Annotated in this window: 11 protein-coding genes and 1 tRNA gene; 6 read left to right on the top strand and 6 right to left on the bottom strand. The window is 55.0% G+C overall.

Translation table 11 applies throughout. The features are described from left to right. The first annotated feature begins 80 nt into the window (after window positions 1–80). The 4 genes from IAE50_RS12470 to IAE50_RS12455 all read left to right on the top strand — a co-directional run bounded on the left by IAE50_RS12470 (window position 81) and on the right by IAE50_RS12455 (window position 4,082). Entirely contained in the window at window positions 81–1,382 is a 1,302-nt protein-coding gene (locus IAE50_RS12470; protein WP_094419171.1) for an anaerobic C4-dicarboxylate transporter, read from the top strand. 84 nt (window positions 1,383–1,466) lie between these two features. Then, entirely contained in the window at window positions 1,467–1,790 is a 324-nt protein-coding gene (gene cutA, locus IAE50_RS12465) for a divalent cation tolerance protein CutA (protein WP_023478491.1), read from the top strand. After that, the gene (locus tag IAE50_RS12460; RefSeq protein ID WP_200580390.1) at window positions 1,766–3,460 is read left to right on the top strand and encodes a protein-disulfide reductase DsbD; all 1,695 of its coding nucleotides are present in this window, start codon (window positions 1,766–1,768) and stop codon (window positions 3,458–3,460) included. The genes cutA and IAE50_RS12460 overlap by 25 nt, the downstream gene beginning before the upstream one ends. Window positions 3,461–3,506: 46 nt before the next feature. Continuing rightward, window positions 3,507–4,082: a transcriptional regulator gene (locus IAE50_RS12455; RefSeq protein WP_042718485.1), complete on the top strand. Its 576-nt coding sequence runs from the start codon at window positions 3,507–3,509 to the stop codon at window positions 4,080–4,082. Here the strand turns inward: IAE50_RS12455 and IAE50_RS12450 are convergent. After that, window positions 4,079–4,684 carry a LysE family translocator gene (locus IAE50_RS12450; protein ID WP_200580389.1) on the bottom strand — a complete coding sequence of 202 codons (606 nt, stop codon included), beginning with the start codon at window positions 4,682–4,684 and terminating at the stop codon, window positions 4,079–4,081. The two genes, IAE50_RS12455 and IAE50_RS12450, sit on opposite strands and share 4 nt — an antisense overlap. 38 nt (window positions 4,685–4,722) lie before the next feature. Next, the gene (locus tag IAE50_RS12445; RefSeq protein ID WP_200580388.1) at window positions 4,723–5,568 is read right to left on the bottom strand and encodes an AraC family transcriptional regulator; all 846 of its coding nucleotides are present in this window, start codon (window positions 5,566–5,568) and stop codon (window positions 4,723–4,725) included. 182 nt (window positions 5,569–5,750) lie between these two features. Here IAE50_RS12445 and IAE50_RS12440 point away from each other — a divergent pair. After that, window positions 5,751–5,826: transfer RNA gene (locus IAE50_RS12440), tRNA-Phe, on the top strand. A 1,082-nt stretch (window positions 5,827–6,908) separates the two neighbouring features. On the opposite strand, the gene IAE50_RS12435 is transcribed toward IAE50_RS12440, so the two are convergent. Genes IAE50_RS12435 through IAE50_RS12425 form a run of 3 tightly spaced genes read right to left on the bottom strand, consistent with a single transcriptional unit; the run spans window position 6,909 to window position 11,891 of the window. Next, on the bottom strand, window positions 6,909–7,241 hold the full coding sequence (locus tag IAE50_RS12435) for a hypothetical protein (protein ID WP_200134535.1): 333 nt from the start codon (window positions 7,239–7,241) through the stop codon (window positions 6,909–6,911). Continuing rightward, window positions 7,234–11,439 (bottom strand): RHS repeat-associated core domain-containing protein, encoded by a 4,206-nt coding sequence (locus IAE50_RS12430; protein WP_200580387.1) that lies wholly within the window; start codon window positions 11,437–11,439, stop codon window positions 7,234–7,236. The genes IAE50_RS12435 and IAE50_RS12430 overlap by 8 nt, the downstream gene beginning before the upstream one ends. Window positions 11,440–11,453: 14 nt before the next feature. Next, window positions 11,454–11,891 (bottom strand): DcrB-related protein, encoded by a 438-nt coding sequence (locus IAE50_RS12425; protein ID WP_200580386.1) that lies wholly within the window; start codon window positions 11,889–11,891, stop codon window positions 11,454–11,456. 333 nt (window positions 11,892–12,224) lie between these two features. Between IAE50_RS12425 and IAE50_RS12420 the strand changes: the two genes are divergently transcribed. After that, the gene (locus IAE50_RS12420) at window positions 12,225–14,192 is read left to right on the top strand and encodes an acyltransferase family protein (RefSeq protein ID WP_200580385.1); all 1,968 of its coding nucleotides are present in this window, start codon (window positions 12,225–12,227) and stop codon (window positions 14,190–14,192) included. A 103-nt stretch (window positions 14,193–14,295) separates the two neighbouring features. Here the strand turns inward: IAE50_RS12420 and IAE50_RS26470 are convergent, their stop codons facing one another. After that, the gene (locus IAE50_RS26470) at window positions 14,296–14,787 is read right to left on the bottom strand and encodes a SymE family type I addiction module toxin (RefSeq protein ID WP_200134531.1); all 492 of its coding nucleotides are present in this window, start codon (window positions 14,785–14,787) and stop codon (window positions 14,296–14,298) included. Window positions 14,788–14,938: the final 151 nt, after the last annotated feature.

Here is a 14,938-nt window from a genome sequence, read left to right as displayed (position 1 = left end):
CTCCGCGACGTGCCTTTTTCTTTTGGGTGGTTACTTACCAATAACAATTTCATATCACTTGGAAAACAAGGAAGCCCACTATGTTTGCTGCAGAGCTTGTCCTCGTCTTACTTGCCATCTACCTTGGCGCCAGGCTCGGGGGGATCGGCATTGGCTTTGCCGGTGGCCTCGGGGTGCTGGTGCTGACGCTCTTCTTTCAAATTCAACCCGGTGCCATCCCGTTTGACGTCATCGAGATCATCATGGCGGTCATCGCCGCGATTGCCGCCATGCAGGTGGCGGGCGGGATGGATTATTTAGTCAGCCTCGCCGAGCGCCTGCTGCGCCGCCATCCGAAGTACATCACCTTTCTCGCCCCGCTGGTCACCTGGTTTATGACCATTCTGGCGGGTACCGGCCACACAGCCTTCTCCACGCTGCCAGTGATCACCGAAGTGGCAAAAGAGCAGGGCATCCGCCCCTCGCGCCCGCTCTCTATCGCCGTGGTAGCGTCACAAATCGCCATTACCGCCTCGCCCATCTCTGCGGCGGTGGTCTTCTTTGCCGGTATTCTTGAGCCGCTGGGCGTCAGCTACCTGACGCTGCTGGCGATCTGTATTCCCGTCACGCTGATTGCCGTGATGCTGACCGCCATTGTCTGTAACTTCCTCGGCTGCGAGCTGAAGGACGATCCGGTCTACCAGGAGCGGCTGGCGAAAGGGGAAGTGAAGCTGCGCGGTGAGCAGGTGTTTGCCCTGAAGCCCCACGCCAAACGTTCGGTGATGCTCTTTCTGGTCGGCATTATCGCCGTGATGCTCTACGCCACCGCCATCAGCCCGACGGTGGGGCTTATTGCCAACCCGGTGCTGCCGCGTAACGAAGCGATTGTGGTGTTTATGCTGACTATCGCTACGCTTATCTGCCTGAGCTGCAAAGTCGATACCGGCGAGATCCTCAACGCAGGTACCTTTAAATCCGGCATGAGCGCCTGTATCTGCGTGCTCGGCGTGGCGTGGCTCGGCGATACCTTCGTCAAACACCATATTGAAGATATCCAGATGGTGGCGGGCGATCTGCTGCACAGCTACCCGTGGCTGCTGGCGGTGGTGCTCTTCTTCGCTGCTACTCTGCTCTATTCGCAGGCGGCGACCACCAAAGCGCTGATGCCTGCCGCGCTGCTGCTTGGCGTCTCACCGTTGACGGCCGTGGCTTCATTTGCCGCCGTTTCGGCGCTGTTTGTGCTGCCAACCTACCCGACGCTGCTGGCGGCGGTCGAGATGGATGACACCGGTTCAACGCGCATCGGCAAATTTGTCTTTAACCACCCCTTCCTGATCCCCGGCGTGATCGCCATCGCGCTCTGCGTGGTGCTCGGCTTTATCTTCGGCACTATCTTGTTGTAAAAGTCTATAAATCGGGCTGCCCGGCGGCCCGATCTTCCCGCGTCGCATGCTATAGTCCCTGCTTTCGCTTTCAGGAGGTTGAGAATGAACACGCCCGACGCCGTTGTTGTACTCTGCACCGCCCCGGATGAAGCCACCGCCCAGGATCTGGCGGCCAAAGCGCTGGCGGAAAAACTCGCCGCCTGCGTGACGATCCTCCCCGGAGCGACCTCGCTCTACTACTGGGAGGGCAAGCTGGAGCAGGAGTATGAAGTGCAACTGCTGCTGAAAACCGACGTCGCGCATCTGGACGATCTCTTCGCCTGCCTGAAATCGCATCACCCTTATCAAACCCCTGAACTGCTGGCGCTGCCGGTTTCTCACGGAGAGCACGACTACCTCACATGGCTCAACGCATCCTTACGCTGATCCTGCTGCTATGCAGCACATCCGCTTTCGCCGGGCTGTTCGACGCGCCCGGCCGCTCTGACTTTGTGCCTGCTGACCAGGCTTTCACCTTTGATTTTCAACAGCATCAACATGACCTGACGCTCAACTGGCAGGTGAAAGAGGGTTACTACCTCTACCGCCAGCAGATCCGCGTCACGCCAGCGCAGGCGCAGATCGGCGCGCTCGAACTGCCCAAAGGCGAGATGCATGAAGATGAGTTCTACGGCAAAACCGAGATCTACCGCCAGAAGCTGAACCTGCCGCTAAGCATCGCGCAGGCGGGGAAAGGCGCGACGCTCACCGTTACCTATCAGGGATGTGCCGATGCCGGTTTCTGCTACCCGCCGGAGACCAAAGTGGTGCCGCTGATGGAGGTAGCCGCCGCGCCGGTGGTTGAACCCAAAGCCGCACCAACGACTGAGACCGCGCCCGAGCGCCCGCTGCCCTTCTCCGCCCTCTGGGCGCTGCTGATCGGCATCGGTATCGCTTTCACCCCCTGCGTATTGCCGATGTACCCGCTGATCTCCGGCATTGTGCTCGGCGGCAAACAGCGCCTTGCCACGCCGCGCGCGCTGCTGCTGGCCTTTATCTACGTGCAGGGGATGGCGCTGACCTACACCGCGCTGGGGCTGGTGGTGGCCGCCGCCGGGCTGTCGTTCCAGGCCGCGCTGCAACACCCCTACGTGCTTATCGGCTTGTCGCTGCTGTTTAGCCTGCTGGCGCTGTCGATGTTCGGCCTCTTTAACCTGCAACTGCCTTCCGCGCTGCAAACCCGCTTAACGCTGTGGAGCAACCGCCAGCAGGGCGGCTCCATCGGCGGCGTGTTCGCCATGGGGGCGATTGCCGGGCTTATCTGCTCGCCCTGCACCACCGCGCCGCTCAGCGCCATCCTGCTCTATATCGCCCAGAGCGGGAACCTGTGGCTCGGCGGCGGCACGCTCTACCTTTACGCCCTCGGCATGGGCCTGCCGCTAATTCTCGTGACGGTGTTCGGTAACCGCCTGCTGCCAAAAAGCGGGCCGTGGATGGAGCAGGTCAAAACCGCCTTTGGCTTTGTGATCCTCGCCCTGCCGGTCTTTTTACTGGAGCGCGTGCTGGGTGAAGCCTGGGGGCTGAGGCTCTGGTCATTTCTCGGCGTCGCCTTCTTCGGCTGGGCCTTTATCACCAGCCTCAACGCCACGCGCCCCATGGTTCGCGTGCTGCAAATCGCGCTACTCGGCGCGGCGCTGGTTTGCGCCCGTCCGTTGCAGGACTGGGCCTTCGGTGCGCCAGCGGCGCATACCGCAGCGCCTTTGGCCTTTACGTCGGTGAAAACCGTCGACGATCTCAACCGGGCGCTGGCGCAGGCCAACGGTCGGCCTGTCATGTTGGATCTCTATGCTGACTGGTGCGTGGCCTGTAAAGAGTTTGAGAAGTACACCTTTAGCGACCCGACGGTGCAGGCAACGCTGAAAAACACGCTGTTATTACAGGCCAACGTGACGGCCAATGACGCGCAGGATGCCGCGCTTCTGCGCCATCTAAATGTGCTGGGGTTACCTACCCTGCTCTTTTTTGACGCGCAAGGGCGAGAGCAGCCTGCGGCCCGGGTGACCGGGTTTATGCCTGCCGACGCCTTTGCCGACCATTTGCGCAAACGCGCCCCGTAAACAACACTTGGTGGGGAAGTTTGACGCAGTAACGGAGGAGACCACTGTGCAACGCGAAGACGTTTTAAGCCAGACATTGCAACTGCTTGAATTACGAGGCATTGCGGACACCACTCTTGAAATGGTTGCCGAGCGCGTCGACTATCCGCTGGAGGAGTTCCGCCGTTTCTGGCCCGATAAAGAGGCGCTGCTCTATGATGCGCTGCGCTATTTAAGCCAGCAGATCGATACCTGGCGCCGCCAGTTGCTGCTGGATGAGAGCCTCAACCATGAACAAAAACTGCTGGCGCGTTACGCCGCGCTGACCGAGTGCGTGAGCAACAACCGCTATCCGGGCTGCCTGTTTATCGCCGCCTGCACCTTTTTCCCCGCGCCGGATCACCCGATTCACCAGCTGGCGGATCAGCAGAAGCTTGAAGCGTACAACTTCTCTCATAAGCTGCTGAACGAGCTGGAGGTGGACGATGCGGCGATGGTAGCGAAGCAGATGGAGCTGATCCTGGAAGGGTGTCTCAGCCGTATGCTGGTCAACCGCAGCCAGGCAGATGTCGACACCGCCCAGCGACTGGCAGAAGATATTCTGCGCTTTGCCCGCTGCCGCAAGGGTGGCGCGCTGACCTAAGCGCTCAGCAGCCCCGCCCACGCGGAGATAAACAGACCCAGCGCCATCACGCGCTGGAAGGTGACGAGCGAGGCCGGGGTGCGAAAGAGCCGGTTCACGGCTTTGCCCAAAAGCGCCCAGCCGAACAGGCTCAGCACCGAGATGATGAAAAAGAGCAGCGCCATCACCGAGACCTCGCGCAGCGGATGACCGCTGTGTGGGGCAAACAGGCTCACTACCGCTAACGCCATCATCCAGGTTTTCGGGTTAATAAGTTGCAGTATTGCAGCCGCGCGCGCAGTGAACGGCTGCTGCGCCTCGCCGTGCAGATCGGTGGCTGGTGCCCGGAACAGCTGCCAGCTCATCCAGCTTAACCACACTACGCCTGCCCAACTCATCACCGTTCTCACCATTACGTGATCCTGCAACACCTCCCCTGCGCCCGCGCCGGAGAAGAAGACAATCGCGCTGGCGGCGGCACAGCCGCTTATCACCGCGGGCAGCGTGGCTTTGACGCCGAAGCGCTGGCTGCTGGTGAGGATCAGGATATTGGTCGGGCCGGGAGTGATCGACGCGACAAAGGCAAAGAGTAAGTACGGCAGGAGGGTATACAGCAGGGTCATTGTCAGGCTCCTTTGGATATGAGCCTGTCAATGTCGCGTTATTTGGGGCCGTCGTCTGGAAGGTTTGTGCACAGCCTGCGGTAGTGCGCCGGAGAGATTCGATAAGCGCGCTGGAACCAGCGCCCGAGGTGGCTCTGATCGGCAAATCCCACGGCGGCAGCGACATCCGCGGGCTGATCGCCTCGCGCCAGCTGCGCCCGCGCGGTGGTAAGGCGCAGTTGAACAAGCCAGGCGTGCGGGCTTAAACCGAACTCGCGCTTAAAACAGCGCGTCAACGTAAAGCGATCGGTTCCGGTTTCGCGCGCCAGGTCCGTTAAGCCAATATTGTCACCGATATGCGCGTGAAGATAATCCCGCGCGCGGTGGGCAATCGCCACGCTCTGGATCTGCGTCGGGATGCGTTTGCGCCACTGGCAGTGGTGTGTCAGCTCGCCAAGCAGCGCATCCATCGTCCCCTGCTGCACAATGCGCATCTCGTCGCTGTGCAGCGCAGAGAAGGTTTGCGCAATGGTGCGAATCAGCCGCGGTTCGCGCGCAATAGTGTGGGAAAAGTGCAACGCATAACTGGAAGGCACCGCGTCATACAAGCCGCGCAGCGTGGTGTTGAGCCAGCGATCGTCGAGGTAAAAGGTGAGATAGGTAAAGCCGCCCTCTACCGGCGCATCGCCATCATGGATCTCGCCCGGCTCGAGTAAAAAGGCGTCGCCCGGTCGGCTATGGTGGCGCTCGCGGCGGCAGTGAAACTGCTGGGTGCCAGACAGGGTAATGCCCACCAGGTAGCTGTCATGCCAGTGCGGGTCAAACGCATGCCCTTCAAAATGGGCGCGGATGGTCTCAATCCCCGTATCCGCATGCTGTCGCAGCTCAAGCCAGTCTTTAGACATTTCGCCTCCGTATACTATCGAAAAATAGCATTCATCAACGCTATGTAAAAGTCTGGAAGATTTGTGCAGCCGCCGATTTTCGGCGCGGTTTTGCGCGTTTTGCCGCAAAGTTGAGCAACTGAAAGGGATTTCGGGAAATTTGGTTGACGCCCACGGGCGATTACGGTTTAATGCCGCCCGTTGCCCGGATAGCTCAGTCGGTAGAGCAGGGGATTGAAAATCCCCGTGTCCTTGGTTCGATTCCGAGTCCGGGCACCACTATTTAAAGAACCCAGCCTATGGCTGGGTTTTTGCTTTTCTGCGACCGGACTCTCCATCGAACTTCGTTCGATTATTCGCCGCAGGCGGCTCACCCCTTCGGGGCCAGCGCGACAAGCGCGCTGTGAGAGGAATCCGTTTTGTATCGACACGCAGACTCTAAAAGTTTTTTCTCCCTTACTCATCATATAAAAAATTAAATTTGTACAGCACTCAATCTTAATCATATCGCTATTTATTGAGACCTTTTTATCCTTTAGATATTAATTTGTTTTGTAATAAACCTTGTATTTCATCACCTCCATATTTAAGAGTAACATCCCCGACAATGTTTTGGAGAAAATATAAACCATCATTTGTTCCCAGGACGATTGCAGTTATTTCCAGGCTTATTATCTAAGAAATTTAAAAATTCATTCTTGAACCTCTATTAATAAATTCCTTAATACACCTCTTGCTCTGGAAGAAGGAGCATCATCTCCAGTTGATTTAGCAAGATCAGTTACTAATATAGTAAGATAGCGCCTCGCCTAAAAAATCAGACAGTAACGTAGCAACGACCAACACTTCTTTTTTCGTTTTGAGCCCTGACAACTAATTTCACGTTATATTAATGATTTACTTCTTCAGGATGAACCTTATTGATCAGTAAGTTTAATATTTATATTTGAATAGATAGCCCCAGAACAAAAACACCTCTAACCAGTAACTCCTTCCGTTAGGGAAATGAATTTCCGGCAGCATATTTTATTTACCAGAGGAAACAACACCAATACCACATCCTTAATTTGCGTGGTCTCCTTAGGAACTAAAATTCATCATGCAATCTTAGTGAAGCACTTGGCAGCAAGGTTATTCATAATAATATCGCCCAATATAGCAGACATCATGCCCTACCCTTTTTTAAATAAACCCCTTGGGTTTTAATAATCTCCTTACTTTACAATAAATTAATCAATGAAAATAAACTTCCGACCTGTGAATATAGTAGCGGAAAATTTTATGGTGAAAGCAGGCTTTATAAATTGCAAATCCAAAAAATGTAAATACGGGCAAAATCAATTACCCGTACTTTTGATGATTCATTTTTTTGAAAACGGATAAAGGCACTCATTAAATACCTTTTCTTTTATAGACTCATCAAGCAGTCTGCCGGTTTCCTGCTCTTGCTTGTGTATCTTTGATGAAATAAAATTTTCGTTTATTTTATGAGGCTTACTATAAAAGTTTTTTGCATGCTCACCTAGATCATCAATATCGATTAACTTTGAAAAAGCAGAGTTAATCAAGGGACTTCCTGCATACATCAATGACTCTGTTTCTTCACAAGAAAATTTCAAATACATAATTGCTTTTTTCAAAGCCACGACTTCACCTTGATTTAGCATCAGTACTTTATCTTTATCATCAACCACACCCGCCTCCTCTCGTTTTTATCTGTTCGTGCGTCATTTTCCACCGCTGATCATATGATAAATGAGATACCGTGTCATAAGGATTTTTACCTGCGTGAAGTATATCCCTCAGTTTCAATCTGCCTGAGTGAATATACTCTAACTCAGAGCTCTGAGCAATTTTAGACATCTGCGAAGCATCAGCTTTAAAAACAATAGAATAGTCACCTCGCCCCGGATGAGAAACGTCATTTATAAAGATATCTCTCATAGCATCTTCGGGAGACATTAATATATCTGTAATATAAACTTTCCCCCGCGAATTTGCTTCAATCACGCCGCTATTCATTATACTGTCAAACCCTGCTTTATCCGTATAATGAATAAAGATATCCTCACCACTTAACCCCCACGGGTCAATCCAGCCCTGCGGATTAGGCGCATACTGATAAAGATTCCAGCCCCCAGCTAACCCTATAGGGTCCTGAACAATGAACCTTCCCGTTTGTGGGTCGTAATATCGGAACAGGTTGTAGTGCAGGCCGGTTTCGCTGTCTGCATACTGTCCGGCATAGCGCAGGGGCTGGTGCGCCAGCGTGGTGCTCTGCTCCAGCCGCGTGAAGCCGTCCGTCTGATGCCGAACTTCGCCGAAACTGCCGTACTGGCCGCTCCAGCGGAGGCTGCCTTCTTCGTCGGTCACTTCCAGCGGCGCGCCGTTCAGGTCGGTACTGAACCAGAATATTTCCCCGGTTTTGTCCTCCCGCAGATGGTCGACCCGCGCCAGCGGGCTCCATGCTTCATTCGGATCGTAAATATAGGTGCTGCACTGCCCGCCTTGATGCTGCTCCTGCAAAAGGCGGTAACCCTGCCAGAGGAAGCGGCTTTCATGGGTGCCGTGACCGGTGGTGATCGTCTTGCGGGTTCGTCTGCCGAGCGCGTCATAATGGTAGTGCGCTTCAAAGCGCCCCTCTGGTCCGGTTCCGCGCGCGGACAGAAGCCGGTTTTCGGCGTCATACGTGTAGTGCTGCTCATACAGCCCGCTGCGCCTGCGGGTCATGTTGCCCCAGGCATCGTACTGCATAAACAGGCTCTGCCAGTGCTGCATGCGGTTATCCGTGACCGGGGCGTCGTTCGCGGCCAGGTTATCGGCGGCATCATACGTAAAGAGCGCACTGCTGTTGCCCTGGCGGGACTCATAATGCTTCAGCAGGCGGCCTTCAGCGTCGTAACCGTAATTCACCTCGCCGCGCAGGGTGTCGCTGACGCCCGCCAGCTCGCCACGTCCGGTGTAACGGTAGAGGCGCTCCAGTATCGCCTGCTCCGGCAGGGCCACCTCGGTGATAAGTGTACTGCGCTGCGCAGTGCGTCTGCCGAGGCTGTCGTAACTGCGGGACTGTTCGCGCGCGCCCTGAGTACGGCTCACTTCCCGGTGCAGACGGTCGCGGGTGAATTCAGTGACCAGCTGCGACCCAAAACGGATGGCGCTGACGTGACCGGAGCCGTAGTGCAGCCAAGAGAGTTGCTGCCCGCCGGGGAGAATCAGATTTGTCAGATTGCCCAGTGCATCCCATGCATAGCAGAGTTCGCCGTTAACACCAGACTCATTTACCAGGCGACCTGCCGCATCGCGGGTAAAGGCGATGTCATCGGATTCAATGCCCAGGGCAACACCTTCAGCCGTCGGGGTGCGCCGGATACGGGTGAGCTGACCGTTCAGGTCGTGGTCATAGCGGTACTCCGCATGGCGGGTAGCGCGTGCGGTCAACAGGCCACTTTCATCATAACTGAAGGTTCGTCTACGCCGGGCGATGCCGCCATCGGCGGCAGGCCTGCCATTTTCATGCAGTTCGCTGAGGAAGCCACGGCTGTCCCATATCATCTGGCGCGACGTGTCGTCCGGGCGGATTTCGCTGAGCGGACGGCCTGCGGCGTCGTATGTAAAGCGGTATTCGCCGCCGTTGCCGTTTTCGAGTCTGAGCAGGTTGCCGCGGGGGTCGTAATGCCAGCGTCGGGTGCGCCCGATGCGGTCGGTGATGCTCACCGGCAGGCCGAGCGGATTATAGTCCCAGCGTACCTCGCTCTCCAGCGGGTCGCGCCAGGCGGCAAGCTGGCCGCGTGTGTTCCACTGCAATGTTTCGCGGCTGCCGTCCGGGCGAATAACGGCTGAAAGTTGTCCCGCGCTGTTCCATTCGCGGCGGGTGATGTTGCCCTCTGCATCCTCACTCGACAGAAGCTGCCCGAGGCGGTCGTAGGTATAGAGCGAGACACTGCCGGAGCAGTCGGTGCGCTGCGTAAGTAGTCCCTGGCGGTTCCACTCCAGACGCACTTCACCGCCTGTCGCATCGGTGATGCTGTCCGGTAAAGGTTCTTCATCGTTCGAGTAGTGATAAGTGGTGCGGTTGCCTGCGGCGTCGGTTTCCGAAAGCAGGCGTCCCTGCAGGTCATACAGGCTCTGCTCTGCCGTGCCGTCCGGCCAGACCGTTCGGGTGAGGCGATCGGTGAGGCGGTACCAGTAATATTCCGTCCGCCGTCCTGCCGGGTCCGTCTCCTGGGCCATGCGCCCGTACCTGTCCCACCGGCTATGGCGCATGGCACCGCCCGGCAGGATGACATCACACAGCTCGCCGTCGCGGTAAATAAAGGCGCTCTTGCGACCGTCGAAGTCGGTGAAGGCGGCGACGTTGTCATCGTCATCAATCAGCCACTGCGCCTGCACCCCGTCATCACGGATGGCCCGGCGGGTGCCGTTGTCAAAATCATACTCAAAAGTTAGCTGCTCACCGCCGCTGTGGCGAAAAGCCGTGACGCGCGGCAGACCGGCAATCTCCTGCCAGCGGTATTCACTCACCAGGCCGTTTGCATCCTCGTGGGCGCACATCAGGCCGTCCTGCCAGCGGAAACGCCTGCGCACGTTACCGCCCCGGCCGGTCACTGAGGTCAGCTGGCGCTGTTCGTCATAAGCGTAACTGACCAGGCAGATATCATCATTCAGCCAGGCTCCCGCAAGGCGGTCGCCCTCATAGCGGCAGACCACGCGCTGCCCGGCGCTGTCCGTCAGTGCATGCAGGGTGAGGTTATCGTTCCACTCGAAGAGGATAGCGTTGCCGCAGGGTTCGGAAATGCGCTGCAACAGGGAGGGTTTATCGCTCTCAAGCGGGGCGTAGTGCCAGCGTTCACCGCTGATGTCATACACCGACCAGGCATCGTCCTGATGGTGCTCCAGCCAGCGCTTTTCGGCTTCGCAGTAGGTCCGGTAACCCTTCGGCACCTGCGGGAAGGAGACGTAATCCCCGGTCGGGGCCCGCCACACCAGCCCCTCCTGGTAACGCTCCAGACGGGTTTCCCAGAAGAGGTTCCAGCCGCGACCGAGTACGCTGTCGCCCGGGTTACCGCTGCGCCAGTAACGCTGCCAGCGCACCGGCAGACGCGACGGCAGCACAAAGTCCAGCTCGTCGTCACCGCTGAGAAACTTTTGCCCGCTGACGATATCCACCGGGCGGGCGATAATCCCTCCCGCCGCAATGGCGGTCAGCATCGCGCCGAAGCGGCAGGCGATGCGGCCGATTTTGCTGATACCCGGCAGTTTCGACAACAGCTTACCCACCGCACCGACCTTACCGGCCGCACCACCCCATCCGCCCGCCAGGCCGGCAAACAGCAGGGTCAGATCCGAAACTTTATACAGCCATTCAGGGACTTCCGGGGTTATCGGCAGGGTCTGTTCCGGCTCTCCACCAATAAGGACGTTGCCGGAGCCGGTCATCACCTTCGCATCGCAGGTTGTGCGGTCCCCGATACGGGCGGCAGGAAGACCATTGATGTAGACGCGGGAGGAGCCTTCCGCCATCTGCTGCGAGCCGTCGTCGTCGCACTCCACCATGCTGTCCGTGGCAATGGCGGCGGGCTTACCGTTGATAAAGACGTCAGGAGAGCCGGTGGTGATGACGCCTTTCTTCGTCATGTTCGCCGCCATTCCTCCGGCAATGCCGTCGCGCACGCCGGTCGCCACCTCCCCGGCGAGAAATCCGACTGCGAGGCTGGCACCGATAAGCAGTACACCGATGCCCAGGCAGGAGGCGCCGATGCCTGCGACCATCAGCGCACCGGCAGCAATGCCGCCCAGCGCCGCAATCGCGCCGCCGACAAGTGTGCCAAGGATCATCCCGGCCAGCGCACCGGAATGGCCTATATCATCACCGGCATACGCGGCTTCAAACATAGCAACAATCCTTGTTAAGCGTGGAAGCGGAAACTTTTGAGAACGGAAAGAAGCAGCGCACGATCGGCGTCGTTTAACGCCCGCACGGCGGACATCGTGAACACCAGAATATGGTTAGCGGACGAGTTAAACACCGCCTGCTGCTGAAAGGTGCGCTTACCGTCACGCAGATAGCTGGCATGGATGATTTCGCCGATTGCCAGGTTATCGCCAAGCACAGCCTCTGTGCGCTCGCCCGTTTTCCAGCCCTTGAGATGTTTCGCCATCAGCGCCATCTGGCGGTCGATATAGGCCGCCAGCGTTTCGCTGGGATTCTGTGTGTCGCGGGAGATATTGAACGCTGGTGCATTCGCGCCGGGCGGCATGAACACATTAACCGTGCGATCCTGATAGCCTTCAGGAAGGGTGACCTGGCCTTCAGTAAACAGGCAGGGCTGAGCGGATTCTGACATAAAGTGCGTCCTGTCACAGGTTCAGAAAGATGGATTTTCGCACAGGGTTTGGCTGAAAACCAGACGCGAGAATGAGAGCTCCCGCGCAGATATTATTCTCTGATGATATGCAGATATAGCCTCGCCTGTCGTTTATGCTGGCCTGTAATCTCCCTGAGTTAATGCGGTGAGTTCATACTCAACTATCTTGCCTGCAAAGCGCATAGGATAAAGCCTAACATCTTGATATAGTGCGCCAGTATAAGACGTGGCTTAGTGCATAACTTCAAAGTTCATACGGACAGCGTGGCTTGTTATAAATTTTCTAAAACAACATAAAAAATAGTGGGATATATGTTTTATCGTTCAGACATAGATGGCCTGAGAGCAATAGCGGTGCTGTTAGTTCTCTTTTTCCATGCCGGGTTTACTCTCTTTCCTTCCGGATTTATTGGCGTCGATATATTTTTTGTCATTTCAGGTTTTCTCATCGCTTCAATTATTAAAAATAAACTTGAAACAAAAAGCTTTAGCTTCGCGGATTTCTATCTACGCAGAATCTGGCGCCTGCAACCTGCGATGCTTGCCATGCTGGTCTTCTCATTTATCATTGCATCGCTATTTTATCTGCCAGAAGATTACAGCGCATTCCTGAAAAGCTTTCAGAAGTCCTTGTTTTTCATATCGAATCGCTATTTTAGCGATGTAACATCAGCCTATGCAGCGCCGGACTCTAATGCAATGCTGTTGCTGCATACATGGTCGCTCGCTGTTGAGTGGCAATGGTATCTATTCTTCCCGGCGTTCTACTATTTCCTGAGTAAAAAGCTTAACCATAAAAAACAGCTTATTCTGTGCCTGGTGCTTATTCTGTTAACCTTTGGTGTCACCTGGCACTATATATACAACCAGCCAACGAAGACTTATTACTTTTTTGCCTCGAGAATATTTGAATTTCTCATTGGCATGAGCGCCTGCTTTATCATCCCGCACGCCCACAAAGCGAGTAAAATCTCATTAAGTTTTTTATCAGCCTTTGCATTCGTAGCAATTGTCATTGTCGCTCTGACGAAAAATATCACACCGGGATATCCTAACGGGTATACGCTTTTAGTTTGCCTCAGTACCGCCGCCATTATCGTCGCCGGAACCAAAGAAAGTAATCCTATAAACCGCGTACTCTCTTTTGGGGCGCTCGTCTGGACAGGAAAGCTTTCCTACTCCTTATATCTTTTTCATTGGCCTATATTCGCCGTGCTGCATTATGTTGGCATCACCTCTTTGGCCGCACGTTTAGCGGGATTGTGTCTGGCATTGATTCTCGCCACCGGATGTTATTACTTCATCGAAAAACCTTACCGTACGCCCCGTTTGTCCCTGAAAAAGTCTCTCGCTTTATTAGTTCTGTTGCCTCTGTTACTGGTGATTTCATTTATCCCTCTCAGTAAACGTTACGATACCTTTAGCCATTTACGCTTCGGAAACGACCTAAGCCATATCAATGACGTATTGAAATCTACAAAATTAGAACAGCGTCAGGATTGTATGAATGAAAATGTCAGCGGAACGGATATGGCCTGTGTTGTCGGTGATAAATCCTCTGACCAAAAAGCCCTGCTGATGGGTGATTCACACTCAAATCAATACTGGAATTTCTTTGATGTGATGGGTAAAAACGCCCATATCGCCGTCGACATGAAGGCAACTTCCCTCTGTCTGGCAATTCCGAATATTTATCATGCGGACATGTACACCTATAAAGGCGATTTTTATAAGATGTGCCGGGAAAATGTTGAGCAGTATTATGCTGCCATTCAGCAGCACAAATATAAATTCGTTATTATTTCTGAGGTTTGGGAAAACTACGCATTTTTCAACGTGAGAAATAACCTTCAGGATCAACTCAGCCCTGCCGGATCTATCGAGGTCATCTCTGCTTCTCTTGACGCAGCAATACAAACGATCATTCAAAGCGGTGCAAAACCTGTTCTCGTCAAATCCATGTTTGTCATGCCGGAGAATTATCTGACATGCTTCTATGAACACTTCAAAACCAGAAAAGCCTATTCACCCGGTTCATGCAACCCTGCTCCATCACCTGTGACAAATAACTGGACGGACCAACTCTTTGCCGCGTTACAGCGCAAGCATCCAGAGCTGATTGTGATTGATCCGAAAGATGCGCAGTGCCAGAACGGCAAATGCGATACCGAGATCGAGGGTATTCCGCTTTATCGGGATGTCGGCCATTTAAATGACTATGCGTCAGAAAAACTGGGGGAGATTTACCTTAAACGGTCTGGCAATCCGTTACGGCAATAGCGGATCGGTGGTCTTATCGTGACGCATTGATAGCAGCATCGTTATTCATTAAGTGGACACTAACTCCCTAAAATTGTGGTGTTGGTGTCCACTTAATTCCAGCTCAAAGCGCGCTCAGCACCCCTTCTTTCACCGCTTTTACCGCCTGCTTCATCTGCTTTAACTCTTGCCGCAGGGCATGCTGGTTGTCGTTATCGGGGATCAGCACAATGCAGTCTCCGGCGATTTTCACGGTGACGCCTTTGCCGGTGGTAAATCCCGCCTCTTTCAGCCATTTGCCGCTCAGGTTGAGGCAAGGCGTACTGGTATCGCCCTGATTGGGGGCATAGCCGACGGTGTAGCGGCGTTCGGTTTTGGGGAATGGGTGTGTCTGGTTAGGGGTCGTAGCCATAAGGGCAGCCTCCGATGAGTAATGATTATTACCGTCACCAGAGGTTCCAATCTCTTGGGTGGCGGAATCGGGCGGGGTTGGAACTACCGGCCTCATCGATACCGGCGCGTCTTGCGACGCCCCCGCCCGACCCACCATTGAGGTGTAGCCGAACGCACGACATAAAAAAAGCGTGAACGCGCTATATGTCGCCGATGAAGTCATTCAGGGTTCCAATCCCGGCACCTGATTTTGCAGGTGCCGGTGAAAAATAGCGCTGATGCCCAAAGCCGACAAGCGGTTTTACTTCTTCCTGCAAAACAAAGCGTTATTCCGGAATTTGCCTCGCAAAATGGGTGTTCTCCCCCTGCCCTCG

The sequence above is a fragment of the Kosakonia sp. S42 genome, assembly GCF_016624785.1.
Classification (GTDB): domain Bacteria; phylum Pseudomonadota; class Gammaproteobacteria; order Enterobacterales; family Enterobacteriaceae; genus Kosakonia; species Kosakonia cowanii.
The sequence above is the reverse complement of the archived record's forward strand: the minus strand, read 5'-3'. Positions and strand labels throughout refer to the sequence as shown.